Origin of the sequence: Pantoea sp. GCM10028869 (assembly GCF_042666835.1) — a bacterium.
In the GTDB taxonomy this organism is placed as follows: domain Bacteria; phylum Pseudomonadota; class Gammaproteobacteria; order Enterobacterales; family Enterobacteriaceae; genus Pantoea; species Pantoea leporis.
Map to the genome: position 1 here is coordinate 703,307 of NZ_JBHTGO010000002.1, position 14,344 is coordinate 717,650.

A 14,344-nucleotide genomic window follows, 5' to 3' on the forward strand; every position below is an offset into this window, starting at 1 on the left:
AGTTACAAAACCCTTTTAACAGATTAGTCGTGACATTTAAAACTGAGTCTTAATAAATCGCCATTTACAAAATTCGATGCGCGAATTATCTAATGGATGCGCTTATGATGCGATTAATTAAAATATCTATTTTGATCTAGATCAATAAAATTTATTGGTGATTTTTTTGCTTTAAACCTGTGCGCCTTAATTAACGAACCATTAGGTGAAAATTAACTGTGTGAGATGAATAAAACGGCACAAATCAAGCAAAAAACAGAGAAAGGAGACGATTTATCTTTATGATAAGACTAGATTTGTTTTAAATGTAAGGAAAAAGTTGATTTTTGTCAAGTCTTGGTTAAAACTTAGCGGAGCGCAGCTTTTAGCAATAAGCCTCAAATATTATTTTCATGCGTAAAACTTATATAACTAACGAATAAGGTTATGTAAGTAAATAAAATGCTATATTTACGCCATGAAATCGGACCACTCAAATAATTATAAAATTCTCCGAACCGCCAAAGAATTGAATACCAAGTTTCTTAATTCTGGAGTTGCTCATCATGAATACGCTCACCCCGATTCTTAATCCGCTTACGTTACCGAAAGGTGCGGTGCTTAAAAACCGACTGGTTATGGCACCGATGACCACATGTACCGGTTATTACGATGGCGGTGTTACCAGTGACCTTGTCGAATATTATCGCGTGCGCGCCGGCAGCATCGGTACCGTGATTGTCGAGTGCTGCTTTATTGATAACCGTGGCCCTGCGTTTCCAGGCGCGCTCGGTATCGACAGCGACAACAAAATCCCCGGTCTGGCGAAAATCGCCCACGCCATCAAGTCGCAAGGCTCCAAAGCGATTCTGCAGATTTATCACGGCGGCCGTATGGTTGAACCGGCGCTGATCGGCGGTAAAACCCCGGTCGCGCCGAGCGCCATCGCTGCACCGCGTGACGGTGCCACTCAACCTCAGGCGCTGACTGCAGAAGAAGTGGAGGTGATGATCACCAAGTTTGGTGATGCGGTGAACCGCGCGATCAAAGCCGGCTTCGACGGCGTGGAGATTCACGGCGCCAACACCTATCTGATTCAGCAGTTCTACTCGCCAAACTCCAACCAGCGCGACGACAAATGGGGCGGCAGTCGCGATAATCGCGCGCGTTTCCCACTGGAAGTGCTGGAAATCACCCACAAAATGGCTGACCGCTTCGCTGCGGCAGACTTCATCATCGGCTATCGCTTCTCACCGGAAGAACTGGAAGTGCCGGGCATCCGCTGGGATGACACGCTCTATCTGCTGGAGAAACTGGCAGAACGCGGTCTCGATTACGTGCACTTCTCGGTTGGTCAGCTGCTGCGTCCATCGATTGTTGATACTCAGGACCCAACGCCACTGATCACCAAATATCTGGCACAGCGCTCGCCTAACCTGGCGAAAGTGCCGGTAATCGGCGTCGGCGGCGTCGTCAATAAAGAAGATGCCGAGAATGCGCTGGAGCACGGTTTCGACTTGGTGGCGGTGGGCAAAGCCTGTATCGCCTATCCGGACTGGACCGATCGCGTCATCAAGAATCAGCACATGGAGCTGTATATCGACAGCACCAAGCGCGAAGAGTTGACTATCCCGGAACCGCTGTGGCGCTTCTCACTGGTGGATGCGATGATCCGCGACGTCAGCGATACCGGCCGTAAATACAAAGCGGGCGTTTATCAGGCGAAAGTCGAAGCCGAAGCGCTGAAGCTGAAAATCAACGTTACCCTCGACACCGACCGTATTACCGACATCTCGCTGGTGCCGGATCCGAGCCTCGACGTCGACTTCACCAGCACCTTCGAAAGTCTGCGTGAACGCATTCTGGTGGCGAACAGCCCGCACGTTGACGCCATCACTGGCGCCACCACGCAAAGTGAAGCGCTGAAAAAAGCGGTATCACGTGCCATGACCACCTCAAGCAAAGAGTATGTGATTGAAGAGGGCGGTAACCCGAACGCACCGGTGAATTACGATGTGGTGGTAGTGGGCACCGGCGGTGCCGGTCTGGCGGCGGCGATTCAGGCGCATGACGATGGCGCACGCGTGGTGATCATCGAGAAGATGCCCACCATCGGCGGTAACACCATCAAAGCCTCGGTCGGGATGAACGCGGCGGAAACCCGTTATCAGAAGTTGAAAGGCATTGAAGACAGCAAAGAGCTGTTCTATGAAGAGACGCTGAAAGGCGGCAAATTCAAAAACAATCCGGTGCTGCTGCGCGAATTTGTTGAGCAGGCGCCCGAAGCGATTGAGTGGCTGGCCGCCAAAGACATCGAGCTGTGCGACATCACCATCACCGGCGGCATGAGCATCGATCGTACGCACCGTCCGGAAGATCGTTCGGCAGTCGGCGGCTTCCTGATCAGCGGGCTGGTGAAAAACGTTAATCTGCGCAATATCGAAGTGTTGCTGGAAACCTCAGTGGCCGAAATTTTAGTGGAAAACGGTGCGGTCACCGGCGTGAAAGTGGTGGATGAGTATAACGACAGCCGCATTATTAACGCCAAAAGCGTGATTGTGGCGACCGGCGGCTTCAGTGCCAACCGCGAAATGGTGGTGAAATATCGCCCTGAGCTGGACGGTTTCGTCACCACCAACCATAAAGGCGCCACCGGCAGCGGCATCGCCATGCTGCAACACATCGGTGCGGATACCGTGGATATGGGTGAAATCCAGATTCACCCAACGGTTGAGCAAACCACGTCGTACCTGATTTCCGAAGCAATGCGCGGCGGCGGGGCGATTCTGGTGAGCCAGGCAGGCAAGCGTTTCTACAATGAAATGGAAACCCGTGACAAAGTGTCCGCTGAGATCATCGCGCTGCCTGAGAAGAGTGCGTGGATTGTGTTTGACGAGCAGGTACGCGCCAATAACAAAGCGGCTGACGAATACATCGCTAAAGGCTTTGTCATCAGCGCGCCAACGCCACACGAGCTGGCGGTGAAACTCAACATGGATCAGGAAGCGCTGCAAACCACGCTCGGTCGTTACAACGAGTTCGTGGCGAAGCAGGATGACGAAGACTTTGGTCGTAAAACCGCGCTGCGTCACCCGCTGAATAAAGGTCCGTACTTTGCGATTCGTATCGCACCGGGCGTGCATCACACCATGGGCGGCGTGACCATCAACACCGATACCGCGGTGCTGGATGCGCAGAAAGAGGTGATTCCAGGCGCATGGGCGGCCGGTGAAGTGGTCGGCGGCATCCACGGCGCCAACCGCATCGGCGGCAACGCGGTGGCCGATATTATCATCTTCGGTATCAAAGCCGGTCACAACGCGGCTAAACTGGCGTTAGGACACTAAGCTGTAAAGATGCCCGCCTTGTGCGGGCATCGTTTTCTTTAGAGGCATGCAATGACCGCTGGCGTCTTTTCTTACTCTGCCGTTCTGATGGGTTCGCCCATTCTGCTCAAATTGTTTGATGACAATCCCACGCTTGCCCGCCACGTATTTCAACTGATTAAACAGCAGGAAAACCTGTTCACCGTTAACCGCGCTGAATCCGAAGTGATGTCGATCAACCACGCCGCAGGCCGTCATCCGGTGATCGTCAGCGAAGCGGTGTTTGCGTTAATTAGCGTGGCACACGCCGTGAGTTTACTGCCGGACAGCGCCTTCAATTTCACCATTGGGCCGATTGTGAAGCGCTGGAAAATTGGTTTTCAGGGACGTGCGGTGCCGCCTGCGCCAGAAATCGCATCCCTGCTAAAGCTGACCGATCCGCATCAGGTCGTGCTCAATCCCGCCGATCGCTCAGTGTTTTTGCAACAGCCAGGCATGGAGATCGATCTCGGCGCCATCGCCAAAGGCTACATCGCCGATCGCGTGCAGGCGTTTTTACGCCAGCAGGGCGTGCAGCAGGCGCTGATCAATCTGGGCGGCAATGTGCAAACGCTGGGTTCGCCGCCGCACGAGCCGCAGGGTTGGGGCATTGGCCTGAAAAAGCCGTTTGGTCGTGATGATGAGCTGTTAGGCGTGCTGCAGGTGCAGGGCAAATCGGTGGTGACGTCGGGGATTTATGAGCGCTACTTCGAACTGGACGGCCGCTGCTGGCATCATATTTTTGATCCGCAAACCGGCTATCCGCTTGATAACGAACTGCTGAGCGTGACGGTGATTTCCGATCGCTCGATTGATGGCGATATCTACACCACGCTGCTCTTTGGCATGGGCGTGGAGCAAGGGCTGGCTTATCTCGCTGACCAGCCCGACATCGACGCGGTGTTTGTCACGCGCGATCGGCAGATCATCTGCTCCTCGCCGCAGCACTTTCACTTCCAGCAGCTCGATGTCGACTGGCGGCTACGTTACTGACAATATTGCTGCAGCAGCGAATGGTATTCCGGCTGCAGGCGATAGCGGTACACCGGACGGCCGGTCGCGCCGTAATGAATGCTGGTGAACAGAATATTAATCTGCGCCAGCCAAATCAGGTATTTACGACACGACACGCGCGAGATGTTCACTTCAGCCGCCAGTTCGTCGGTCGAGAATTCATGCCCCGGATGCGCATCAATCCACTGACACAGCGTGCGCAGCGTTTGCGGCGTTAAGCCTTTTGGCAGGCGCTTATTGTCATGCTGCGTTGCCGGGCTGCCGTGAATCAGCAGATCCACATCCGCTTGCTGATAATAATGCTGATTGTCCATCAGCGATTTCTTCTGCCGCCAGCCGGTCAGCGCCTCTTCAAAACGTGGAAACTGGAACGGTTTGATCAGGTAATCCACCACGCCGTAGTGCAGCGAGGTTTTGATATTCTCCGCATCGGCCGCCGACGAAATGATGATCACTTCCACCGCGCTCTGCGCCGTGCGCAGCTCCGGCAACAGATCGAGGCCATTCTCCTGCTGCATATAGATATCCAGCAGCACCAGATCGACCGCAGTATCGCTATTGAACAGGATCTCTTTCGCCTGCTTCAAGGTTGAGGCGGTGCCACAACAGTGAAAGCCCTGAATTTGGCCGATATACGCGCGATTAAGCTCGGCGACCATGGCGTCATCATCGACCACTAACACATTGATCATGCGGATTGGTTTCCTCCATCCCAGGGAAGTTGGACTAAAAATTGGGTAAACACGCCGGGTTCTGACTCCACACTCACGCTGCCACCGATATTTTCGGTTTGCTGCTGCAGCAGAAACAGCCCGACACCGCGGTTTTCACCTTTGGTGGAGAAGCCTTTTTCGAAAATGGTGCTGAGATGATCGGCTTCAATGCCCGGACCATCATCACTCACTTCACAGGTCAGCCAACCGTTTTGGTAGTGCAGCATCACGTGAATCTCGCCTTCTACCTGCTCGCTCATCGCATCCAGCGCGTTCTCAATCAGATTGCCGATCACCGTAATCAGCGCCGCCATCTGCTGCTCATTGCCGCTGTCGGGCAGGAAGCTGGCATCGCTGATGGTCAGGCGATGGCCGCAATCCGACGCGCGGTTGATTTTGCTCAGCAAGAAACCAGCAATCACCGGCGACTTAATCTTATCGAGCAGGAAACCGATCTCCGTCTGGTAATTATTGGCGGTTTTGAGAATGTAGCTTTCCACCTGCGTGTAGTTTTTCATGTGCAGCAGGCCGAGGATCACATGCAGCTTGTTCATAAATTCGTGCGAGCGCTCACGCAGCGCATCGACGTAGTTTACCATGCCCGTCAGACGCTGCATCAGTTGACTAATTTCCGTTTTGTCCCTGAAGGTGCAGACCGCGCCGATAATCTGCCCCTGCGTGCGCACCGGCACGGTATTGCTTAACAACACGCGGCCATTCACATTCAACTCTTCGTCACGCCGCGCCCGCCCACTGTTTAGCACATCCCGCAAATGATCGTTAATCACTGAGGCATCATAGATGCGGTCGCCGCTGATGGTGCCCATCGAATCGTTCAGCAGCGAATGCGCTGCCTGATTCACCAGCGTCACCTGCGCCTGATCGTCCATCGCCACCACGCCTTCTTTTAGCGAGTTGAGAATCGCCTGGCGCTGTTCAAACAGGGTGGAAATTTCGTAGGGTTCGAGGCCAAACAGGATGCGTTTCAGCACGCGCACCAGCACCAGGGTGCCGATGGCGCCCGCAAAGGTGCCAATCAGGATAGTCCACAAGATGCTCCAGCGGCTTTGGTTAATCTGATCGGTAACGGCGCTGAGTGAAATGCCCACTACCACGACACCAATCTGCTTATGCTGCGCATTATATACCGGCGTATAGACGCGCATTGCCCGGCCCAGAACACCTTGATTGACGGAGACGTTTTCATGACCGCGTATCGCGGGCTCAATATCAGTGCCAATAAAGTGCTGGCCGATGAGTTCAGGATTCAGGTGCGAATAGCGGATGGTATCCATATTGGTCACCACCACAAACAGCAGGTTATTGCTCTCCTGCACGGCTTTAGCAATGGGTTGGATGCTGGTGGCATTTGGCGGCAATATCAGCGCGTGCTGAATCTCAGGAAATTTGGCCAGCGTGCGCGCCACCGCCATGGCTTTATCCTCCAACTGCGCGCGGGTCGCTGCGCCAATCTGGAAGAAATAGAACATATGCACGCTGAGCAGCACCAGCACAATCACTGCGCTGAGCATCAGGGTGACCAGCGTATTAAGCTTCATCGGCTGCTTGCGCGCCGCGATTTCTTGCTGTGAAGAAGACATGATCGCTCTCGGAGGAGAAGAGGGCACGTATTATGACGGATAAACAGAAGAAGGTCGCGCACCATGTAAGGCCGCCATTCGTGGCGGCCTCAACATTGGCGGTACTGAATTAACTCGATTTAACGCGATTCGCAAAGCTCTTACGCAGCTTTTGCAGTTTCGGTGGGATTACCGCCATGCAGTAGCCGTTGCGCTGACCTGCGCCTTGCCAATAATCCTGATGATAACCTTCTGCCGCATACCACTCTTTCAGCGGCTCGATGGTGGTCACCACCGGATCGCTCAGGTTCTCCTGCGCGCGCGCAATCGCGGCAATCGCTTCGGCTTCCTGCTCAGCATTCGCCGGGAAAATCGCAGAGCGATATTGGGTGCCCACATCGTTGCCCTGGCGGTTCAGCGTAGTGGGATCGTGGGTGGCAAAGCTGATATCCAGCAGATCGCCGTACTTCACCTGCTCTGGATCGAAACCGATGCGAATCGCTTCTGCGTGGCCGGTCGCACCGCTGCACACCTGCTCGTAGGTTGGATTCGGGCGTGCGCCGCCGGTATATCCACTCTCGACTGACTCCACGCCAATCACATCTTTAAACACTGCTTCAGTACACCAGAAACAGCCACCTGCGATCACCGCATATTCGGTTGCCATTATATCTACTCCTGTCAGGGCGAAAGAATCAAAGTGGGGGCAAGCCCATATCAATTCAAGCAGTTAAATTAACATTTCAGGCTTAAAGTCGCCGCGCTTGTCGAGCTGCAAATTGCTCATCACGCTGAAGCGTCCTTCGCCGGTGTAGTGCAGCGTCGGCGGAAACTCCGGCGTTTCCGCTACATGCGCTTTAACGATCTCAAAGATAAAGAAGTTGTAGTTATCTACCATGGAATCGTCATACAGCTGGCACTCAAAGCTGGCAAAGCAATCGCCGATTAACGGCGCATTGACCACGCTTGCCGGTTCGGGTGTCAGATTGAAGGCATCAAACTTATCGAGACGATCGCCGTGGCTGTTACCGATCGCCACCACGCTGTCCACCAGATTGGCCGACGGCACGTTAATCACGCACTGGCCGCTCTGGCGAATCAGTTCATGGCTGTAATTGCCGCCGGCAATCATGCAGCCAACCAGCGACGGCGAGAACTCCAGAATGGTGTGCCAGCCGAGCGTCATGATGTCGCGATGATCCTCAAACTGGGAACTCAGCAGCACCACCGGACCCGGCTCCAGATACTTCCGCGCTTTGCTTACCGGAAAGTCGATTTTATGCATCGGGATTCTCCTGTTGTAGGTACAGACACATTAAGTGTAGATGCCAGCCTTTACCGAGCCGAAAAATCGCGGCATGTTATCGGCTACCTCTTACCAACAGGCCAATAATATGAACAACATCCTGTGTCAGACCCTTAACCTTCGCTATCCGATCATTCAGGCGCCGATGGCGGGCGTCTCGACGCCGGAACTGGCGGCGGCGGTGAGCACCAGCGGGGCGCTGGGTTCGATCAGCGTGGGCGCTTCAACGCCGCAACAGGCGGATAGCATGATCCGCAAAACGCTCGCCCTGACAGCCGCGCCCATCAACGTCAACGTCTTCTGCCACGCGCCGGTGCAGCGCAATCCTCAGCAAGAACAGGCGTGGATCGCTCGTTTCAAGCCGGTGTTTGCTCGCTATGAAGCGACACCGCCCGATGCGCTGTCAGAGATTTATCAAACGTTCGTGGATAACCACGCGATGCTGGAGGTCCTGCTGGACACCGCGCCCGCCGCAGTGAGTTTCCACTTTGGCTTGCCGTCCGCCGCTGTTGTGCAGCGCTTGAAACGTCGCGGCATTATCACGCTGGCGAGCGCCACCAGCGTTGCTGAAGCAGGTGCCATCGAAGCCGCTGACATCGATTTTATTGTGGCGCAGGGTATTGAGGCGGGCGGGCATCGCGGGATATTCCACCCAGAAAATGACGATCAGCAGCTCAGCACCTTTACGCTGGTGCAGACGATTCGCCGGGCCTCGCGGCTGCCGGTGATTGCCGCCGGCGGCGTGATGGATGGCGTGGGCATGGCTGCCATGCTCAAGCTGGGCGCGGCGGGTGTACAGCTGGGTACGGCGTTTATCCTGTGCCCGGAATCCGCCGCCAACGCGGCATATCGTCAGGCGCTGAAAAGCGCGAAAGCCAACAGTACCGAGATGATTGCCGCCATTTCTGGCCGATCGGCAAGATGTCTCACCAACGATTTTTGCCAGCTGGCGCGCGAGTTCGCGCAGGATGCCATTCCCCCTTATCCACTCACCTACGCGCTGGGCAAAGCGCTCGCTGCTGCCGCCGCCGCTAAAGGCGCGCACGGCTTTGGCGCGCAGTGGGCCGGGCAGGGCGCCGCGCTGGCGCGGGAAATGCCGGCGGCAGAATTAATTAACACGCTGGTGGCGGAGTGGCAGGCGGCGTAACGCAGCTTATCTGCTGCGACCATCTCTATGGTTGAGGAGACGATGATGACAAACCCAGCTGGGATAAATCCCGGAGAACAGGTCGTTTTATACGACGGCGTATGCAAACTGTGCAACGCGTGGGTGATGTTTCTCCTGCGTCATCGCATTCCACGCCATGTACGTTTTGCGGCGGTTCAGAGTGAGCAGGGGAAAGCGCTATTACGTTTTGTCGGTCTGCCAGATGAAGATATTCGCACCATCGTTTTGATTGATGGGCAAAATCATTGGCTCCGTGCGCAGGCAATTTTCCGCATCATGCACTATATGCCGTGGCCGTGGCGCGTTTTGTCAGTCGTGAGGTTTATGCCTGACGTTATCAGCAATTATTGTTACGACCGCATTGCGCTAAATCGCTATCGGCTTTTTGGTCGCTACAACGAGCATTACCCCATTAAATCCGATTATAACGGACGATTTTTAGACCAGTAAAAATCGTCCGTTAATCCTCGAAACGTTACGCTTGCTGCGAAATGGTTTTAGCCATCATCGATTTAATCCATTCCGTAGGTTCCCGTTTACCGCTGCGTTTGTGTGAATAGATTTTCACGGTGAACCTTGGCGCGGGAAACGGCAATCTGAATGAGGTCACATCGGCGGCCTGTTTAATTTTACTGGCAACGAAAGACGGGATCGCCATCAGCAATTCACTTTCCGCGATAATAAAGGGCGCACTCAGCATCGATGGCGTTCTGATGGCGATGCGGCGTTTAAGGCCAATGCGCGCAAGATGGGAATCCAGCAATCCCTGTTTTTCATTCCACGGCGTAACCACCAGATGCCCGGCGGCAAGATAGTCGTCAAGATTCAGACTGCTGCGTCGCGCATTGGCAATCACCATAAATTCATCACTGAATAAATCGGTCTCGTCGAGATCGGGATGATGCATGCTATCCGGCTCGCTAAAACTCAGCGCCATATCGATTTCACCCGCCAGTAATTCAATCAGCGCCGGATTATGCGGCAAATGGCAGAGTTCAAAACTCAGGTTGGGTGCCGTATCAGTCAGCGCATGCATCAGCCGCGGAAAGACACAAAAAGCGGTGTAATCCGTTACCGCAATTCTAAAACAGTCATCACTGGTCAGCGGATCGAAAGGCTTCAGCGGACTGAGATGCCGATTTAACCCGGTTAACGTTTCGGCAATATAGGGCGCCAGCTGGCAGGCATAAACGCTGGGACACATTTTGTGGCCTTCGCGGTAGAACAGCGGATCTTTAAAAAACTCACGTAATCGGGACAGCGCGTGGCTTAACGCGGAAGTACTCAAACTGAGCTCAATCGCCGCCAGCCTGACCGAACGATGTCTGAAAACTGCGTCGAAAACAGGGAGGAGATTCAAGTCCAGTCGACGCAGCACATGATGCATGAAATTCACCTATCATTGATTTTATTGCACTTATTTCATCGAACAATACCTATTATGCTGGGCAGCATCAATCTGATTAAATAAGAAAATAATGCATGAAGATGACTATTCGGCCAGCCAATCCTGATGACGCGGACGCCATTTACGACATGATTGCTGAGTTGTCTGTTTATGAACATGGATTACAGCCGTCATCAACTACCGTTGAAGAGATCAGAACGACGCTATTCAATCCCGAAAGCCATAGCGAGGCGTTGATGTGCGAGATTGATGGCATAACCGCCGGGTATGCAGTGATTACCCGCAGCTACTCGGCGTGGCTGGGGCGGCGCGGACTCTATATGGAAGACTTGTACTTCTCGCCCAATTTTCGCGGCCTCGGTGCAGGCAAAGCGCTGCTGCAGTATGTTGCGCAGCACGCGGTCAATCACCAGTGCAACCGCATTGAGTGGAGTGCGTTAGATTGGGATCAGTCGGCCAGAGAGTTCTATCTCAGTATTGATGCGCTGCCGTTAAATGAGTGGGTGCGTTATCGGCTCGACGGGGCGGCATTAGAGAAATTTGCTGCCGCCACGCCGCAATAGTTCTCTGCCCAAAAAAGTGCCTCGGTCCGCTTCAGTGCGTGTTTTGAAAAGGGCTGATGAGCTCCCGGCGCTGGCGCGTCTGCTGCGGCATAAGGGCTATTCGCAGCGCTGAGGCTTTTACGTTGGGCCAGGAGCCTCACGCATGGATGCGTGAGGCAGTTCGGGGCCGGCCAGGACGGCCGATCCCCGAACGGTCCGTCGGCACAACGTGGAAGCCGAAGACACCGCGCTAGCGGCGCGAGGACGGCCCGTGACGCAGCAGATGTGTCAGAGCCCGCACGATTAATGCAGCCCTTAAGCCAAACTCTTTCATAACTGACAAGTATTAGGCCAAACCGGCCGATTAATGTTATTCCCGTTAAAGCGATTGCAGGAACGTCAGCAGATCGGCGTTGAGCTGATCGGTATGCGTCACCGCAAAGCCGTGCGGTGCGTTGTCATACACTTTCAGCTGCGCGCCGGCTATCATTTCGGCGGCGACTTTCCCGGTGGTTTCGAACGGCACGACCTGGTCGTTGCTGCCGTGAATCACCAGCGTCGGCACGTCGATTTTTGCCATATCAGGACGGAAGTCGGTTTCCGAGAACGCGGTAACACAATCAATCGTCCCTTTTAGTGACGCCAGCAGCGCAATATTCAACGTCTGCGTCAGCGCGCCTTCTGAAACCGTTTGACCGGCGTTGGTGCCGTAGAACGGTGTGGCAAAATCACTGATGAACTGCGCGCGATCTTTACGTAAGCCCTGACGAATGCCTTCAAACACCGACAAATCGACGCCTGCTGGATAATCATCGGCCTTGCCGAAGATCGGTGTCACCGCGCCCAACAGCACTAAGCTATCCACGCGCGCTGTGCCGTAATTGTTGATGTAGCGCGCCACATCGCCGCCACCCATTGAGAAGCCCACCAGCGTCACGTTTTGCAGATCCAGATGGCTAATCAGGTCGTTAATATCCGATGCAAAAGTATCGTAGTTGTAGCCTTCCCACGGTTGATCGGAACGGCCAAAGCCGCGGCGGTCAAAAGCGATAACGCGATAGCCTTTCTCCGCCAGGAAATTCAGCTGGCTGTCCCACATATCCCCGTCGAGCGGCCAGCCGTGACTGAATAGCACCGGCTTGCCGGTACCCCAATCTTTGAAATAGATCTGCGTACCATCCTGCGTCTTAAATGTGCTCATGTTTCGGCCTTATTAATGTCGATGAATGAGAGCGCCTTATTCAGGCGCCACGAGATAACGAATTTCCGGAAGTTCCGTGCCTTGATGGAATGCCAGCACGCGGTTCTGAATCTTTTGATCGTTCATGGTGTAGCGCTCGCGCTGACGCAGATGCTCCATCCATGAGCCAACCACAAAGGTCTCGACAAACATGTCGGGTTGCAGCATGTCCTCATACAGAGACCAGTTCAGCGCGCCGCCACGCCGTCTGACGCGACGCATATCCTGCATGCACACCGCAAAGGCATGCGCATCACTGCGGTTGATCTGATAATGATAGCTGACCATCACCGGCCCGCGATCGTGACGAATCTCCAGCTCGGGCAAGGGATCGCTGACCGTGCTGAGGTCGAGGTTCAGATCCGGATCCTGATCCAGCCGCCAGCGCAGCACCGTCAGGCTCGCCAGCAGCATGCCGACAGTGGCGACAGTCAGTGACAATGGAATGCTGAATGTCGATGCCAGCTGTCCCCAAATGGCGCTGCCTAACGTCATCGAGCCAAAAAACACCGTCAGATAGACCGCCAGCGCCCGGGCTTTCACCCATTTGGCGGCACTGCGCTGCGCGCCAAGATTGAGGGTGGAAAGCACGGCAATCCACGCAAAGCCGGTAAAGAACTCGAACGCATTCAGCAACCAGAGGTGACGAATAAACGCCAGCGCCAGCAGAGTGATGGCAAACATCAGGCTCGCCAGCACCATCAGCTGATCGGGATTAAAGCGTTTGCGCATACGCGGCAACAGCAGCGCGCCGCAAATCGCGCCAATGCCGATGCAACCCAGCATAATGCCGTAGCCGCCAGGCCCGAGGCCCAGTTCGCGTCGAGCCACCAGCGGTAACAGCGCCCAACCGGCACTGCCAAACACAAAGAAAGCGATGGTGCGCACCAGCACATTGCGCAGTACCGGCGCAGCATGCACATAGCGCACGCCGGCACGCACCGCCGGGAAGAAGTGCTCCGGCGGCAAACGCTGCACGCTGGGCTGTGCTTGCCACACATACAGCACCAGAAACACGCCGAGTACCGAAAGCGCATTCAGCAGAAACACCATCCACGGACCGGCAAACGACAGAATCAGGCCGCCGAGCGCCGGGCCGATAGCGCGACTGATGTTTATGCCGAGCGAGTTGAGCGCAATCGCCGGGCCGAGCTCCTCCTTACTGACCAAATCCGGCACGATGGCCTGGAAGGGCGGAGAACTCATGGCCGCGCCGGTACTCAGCAGGAACGCCGCAATCAGCAGCACCATCGGTGTGACCAGGTCTGCCCAGGAAAGGAATGTCAGGCTCGCGGCGGCAATAAACACCCAGATTTGCGAGAACAGCAGGTATTTACGCCGGTCAACGATATCCGCCATCACGCCAGACGGCAGTGCAAACAGAAACATCGGTAAGCTGCTGGCGGCCTGCACCAGCGCCACCGAGAGCGGATCGGCGCTCAGTGTCAGCATGGTCCAGTTAACGCCTACGTCGTTCATCCATGAACCGACATTGGATACCACGGTAGCGATCCACAGCATGCGGAACACGCGCTGACGCAGCGGCTGCCATGGTGAAACCGTCTGCGAAACGGGCGGCAGATCCGCCTCGGGGATGTCATGAATGTCATTAACCTGCGCCATGAACAACCTCCGAAACGCCGCCAAACACGCGCCAGCGACCGGGGCCGGTCAGCGCCAGCGTGGTGAAAATGATCAGCAGCAGCCAGCCAAACTGTCCTTCCGCTATGCTCCAGTTGGGATGGACGAACAGCATCGCCACCAGCAGCACGCCGATAATCGGCAGGCAGGCGAGGCGGGTAAACACGCCGAGCAGGATAAACAGCGGGCAGACCACTTCAGCAACGATCGCCGCCAGCAGGCTGAAATAGGCACCCAGGCCAAAGGGATCCTCGATACGCGTCAGTTCTTCACTGAAGTGGAACACCTTCGGCAAGCCGTGCACGTGCAACAACAGCAGGCAGCCGGTAAGGCGCAGGAAGAACAGCCCCGCATCAATGCGAGGCGGCTGTGAGAGTGAATGTTTCAT

The 14,344-nt window shown here is 55.0% G+C and carries 13 protein-coding genes; 5 read left to right on the top strand and 8 right to left on the bottom strand.

Annotated features, from left to right (window positions below):
• Positions 1-545 precede the first annotated feature (545 nt).
• Positions 546-3,326 carry a flavocytochrome c gene (locus ACFQW4_RS07645; protein ID WP_101760770.1) on the top strand — a complete coding sequence of 927 codons (2,781 nt, stop codon included), beginning with the start codon at positions 546-548 and terminating at the stop codon, positions 3,324-3,326.
• Between the two features lie 51 nt (positions 3,327-3,377).
• Positions 3,378-4,337 carry an FAD:protein FMN transferase gene (locus tag ACFQW4_RS07650; RefSeq protein WP_377724645.1) on the top strand — a complete coding sequence of 320 codons (960 nt, stop codon included), beginning with the start codon at positions 3,378-3,380 and terminating at the stop codon, positions 4,335-4,337.
• Here the strand turns inward: ACFQW4_RS07650 and dcuR are convergent.
• The 4 genes from dcuR to ACFQW4_RS07670 form a co-directional block, all read right to left on the bottom strand.
• A complete protein-coding gene (gene dcuR / locus ACFQW4_RS07655; RefSeq protein WP_008102769.1) occupies positions 4,331-5,050 on the bottom strand; it encodes a two-component system response regulator DcuR in 720 nt (239 codons plus the stop codon). The two genes, ACFQW4_RS07650 and dcuR, sit on opposite strands and share 7 nt — an antisense overlap.
• Entirely contained in the window at positions 5,047-6,672 is a 1,626-nt protein-coding gene (locus tag ACFQW4_RS07660) for a sensor histidine kinase (protein ID WP_377724647.1), read from the bottom strand. Before ACFQW4_RS07660 ends, dcuR begins: the two co-directional genes overlap by 4 nt.
• Before the next feature lie 109 nt (positions 6,673-6,781).
• A complete protein-coding gene (msrA, locus tag ACFQW4_RS07665; RefSeq protein WP_101760767.1) occupies positions 6,782-7,318 on the bottom strand; it encodes a peptide-methionine (S)-S-oxide reductase MsrA in 537 nt (178 codons plus the stop codon).
• Between the two features lie 63 nt (positions 7,319-7,381).
• Entirely contained in the window at positions 7,382-7,936 is a 555-nt protein-coding gene (locus tag ACFQW4_RS07670; RefSeq protein ID WP_377724649.1) for a flavin reductase family protein, read from the bottom strand.
• Between the two features lie 109 nt (positions 7,937-8,045).
• Here ACFQW4_RS07670 and ACFQW4_RS07675 point away from each other — a divergent pair, with 109 nt between their 5' ends.
• Positions 8,046-9,104, top strand: coding sequence for an NAD(P)H-dependent flavin oxidoreductase (locus ACFQW4_RS07675; protein ID WP_377724706.1), 1,059 nt, complete (start codon positions 8,046-8,048; stop codon positions 9,102-9,104).
• A 45-nt stretch (positions 9,105-9,149) separates the two neighbouring features.
• Complete coding sequence (locus ACFQW4_RS07680) at positions 9,150-9,575, top strand: thiol-disulfide oxidoreductase DCC family protein (RefSeq protein ID WP_222233850.1); 426 nt, start codon at positions 9,150-9,152, stop codon at positions 9,573-9,575.
• A 25-nt stretch (positions 9,576-9,600) separates the two neighbouring features.
• Here ACFQW4_RS07680 and ACFQW4_RS07685 read toward each other — a convergent pair whose 3' ends face one another.
• Positions 9,601-10,512: a LysR family transcriptional regulator gene (locus tag ACFQW4_RS07685; protein WP_377724651.1), complete on the bottom strand. Its 912-nt coding sequence runs from the start codon at positions 10,510-10,512 to the stop codon at positions 9,601-9,603.
• 95 nt (positions 10,513-10,607) lie between these two features.
• On the opposite strand from ACFQW4_RS07685, the gene ACFQW4_RS07690 reads away from it, so the two are divergent.
• On the top strand, positions 10,608-11,096 hold the full coding sequence (locus tag ACFQW4_RS07690) for a GNAT family N-acetyltransferase (RefSeq protein WP_377724653.1): 489 nt from the start codon (positions 10,608-10,610) through the stop codon (positions 11,094-11,096).
• A gap of 358 nt (positions 11,097-11,454) precedes the next feature.
• Here ACFQW4_RS07690 and ACFQW4_RS07695 read toward each other — a convergent pair whose 3' ends face one another.
• The 3 genes from ACFQW4_RS07695 to ACFQW4_RS07705 are packed head-to-tail and all read right to left on the bottom strand — an operon-like array spanning position 11,455 to position 14,344.
• Positions 11,455-12,276: an alpha/beta fold hydrolase gene (locus tag ACFQW4_RS07695; protein ID WP_101760762.1), complete on the bottom strand. Its 822-nt coding sequence runs from the start codon at positions 12,274-12,276 to the stop codon at positions 11,455-11,457.
• 36 nt (positions 12,277-12,312) lie between these two features.
• On the bottom strand, positions 12,313-13,938 hold the full coding sequence (locus ACFQW4_RS07700; protein ID WP_280172718.1) for an MFS transporter: 1,626 nt from the start codon (positions 13,936-13,938) through the stop codon (positions 12,313-12,315).
• Positions 13,925-14,344, bottom strand: a complete 420-nt coding sequence (locus ACFQW4_RS07705; protein ID WP_110865976.1) for a DoxX family protein — start codon at positions 14,342-14,344, stop codon at positions 13,925-13,927. Before ACFQW4_RS07705 ends, ACFQW4_RS07700 begins: the two co-directional genes overlap by 14 nt.

Coding starts and splice junctions, on each gene's coding strand:
- ACFQW4_RS07645 (WP_101760770.1), top strand. CDS start 546: ATGAATACGCTCACCCCGATTCTTAATCCGCTTACGTTACCGAAAGGT.
- ACFQW4_RS07650 (WP_377724645.1), top strand. CDS start 3,378: ATGACCGCTGGCGTCTTTTCTTACTCTGCCGTTCTGATGGGTTCGCCC.
- dcuR (WP_008102769.1), bottom strand. CDS start 5,050: ATGATCAATGTGTTAGTGGTCGATGATGACGCCATGGTCGCCGAGCTT.
- ACFQW4_RS07660 (WP_377724647.1), bottom strand. CDS start 6,672: ATGTCTTCTTCACAGCAAGAAATCGCGGCGCGCAAGCAGCCGATGAAG.
- msrA (WP_101760767.1), bottom strand. CDS start 7,318: ATGGCAACCGAATATGCGGTGATCGCAGGTGGCTGTTTCTGGTGTACT.
- ACFQW4_RS07670 (WP_377724649.1), bottom strand. CDS start 7,936: ATGCATAAAATCGACTTTCCGGTAAGCAAAGCGCGGAAGTATCTGGAG.
- ACFQW4_RS07675 (WP_377724706.1), top strand. CDS start 8,046: ATGAACAACATCCTGTGTCAGACCCTTAACCTTCGCTATCCGATCATT.
- ACFQW4_RS07680 (WP_222233850.1), top strand. CDS start 9,150: ATGACAAACCCAGCTGGGATAAATCCCGGAGAACAGGTCGTTTTATAC.
- ACFQW4_RS07685 (WP_377724651.1), bottom strand. CDS start 10,512: ATGCATCATGTGCTGCGTCGACTGGACTTGAATCTCCTCCCTGTTTTC.
- ACFQW4_RS07690 (WP_377724653.1), top strand. CDS start 10,608: ATGAAGATGACTATTCGGCCAGCCAATCCTGATGACGCGGACGCCATT.
- ACFQW4_RS07695 (WP_101760762.1), bottom strand. CDS start 12,276: ATGAGCACATTTAAGACGCAGGATGGTACGCAGATCTATTTCAAAGAT.
- ACFQW4_RS07700 (WP_280172718.1), bottom strand. CDS start 13,938: ATGGCGCAGGTTAATGACATTCATGACATCCCCGAGGCGGATCTGCCG.
- ACFQW4_RS07705 (WP_110865976.1), bottom strand. CDS start 14,344: ATGAAACATTCACTCTCACAGCCGCCTCGCATTGATGCGGGGCTGTTC.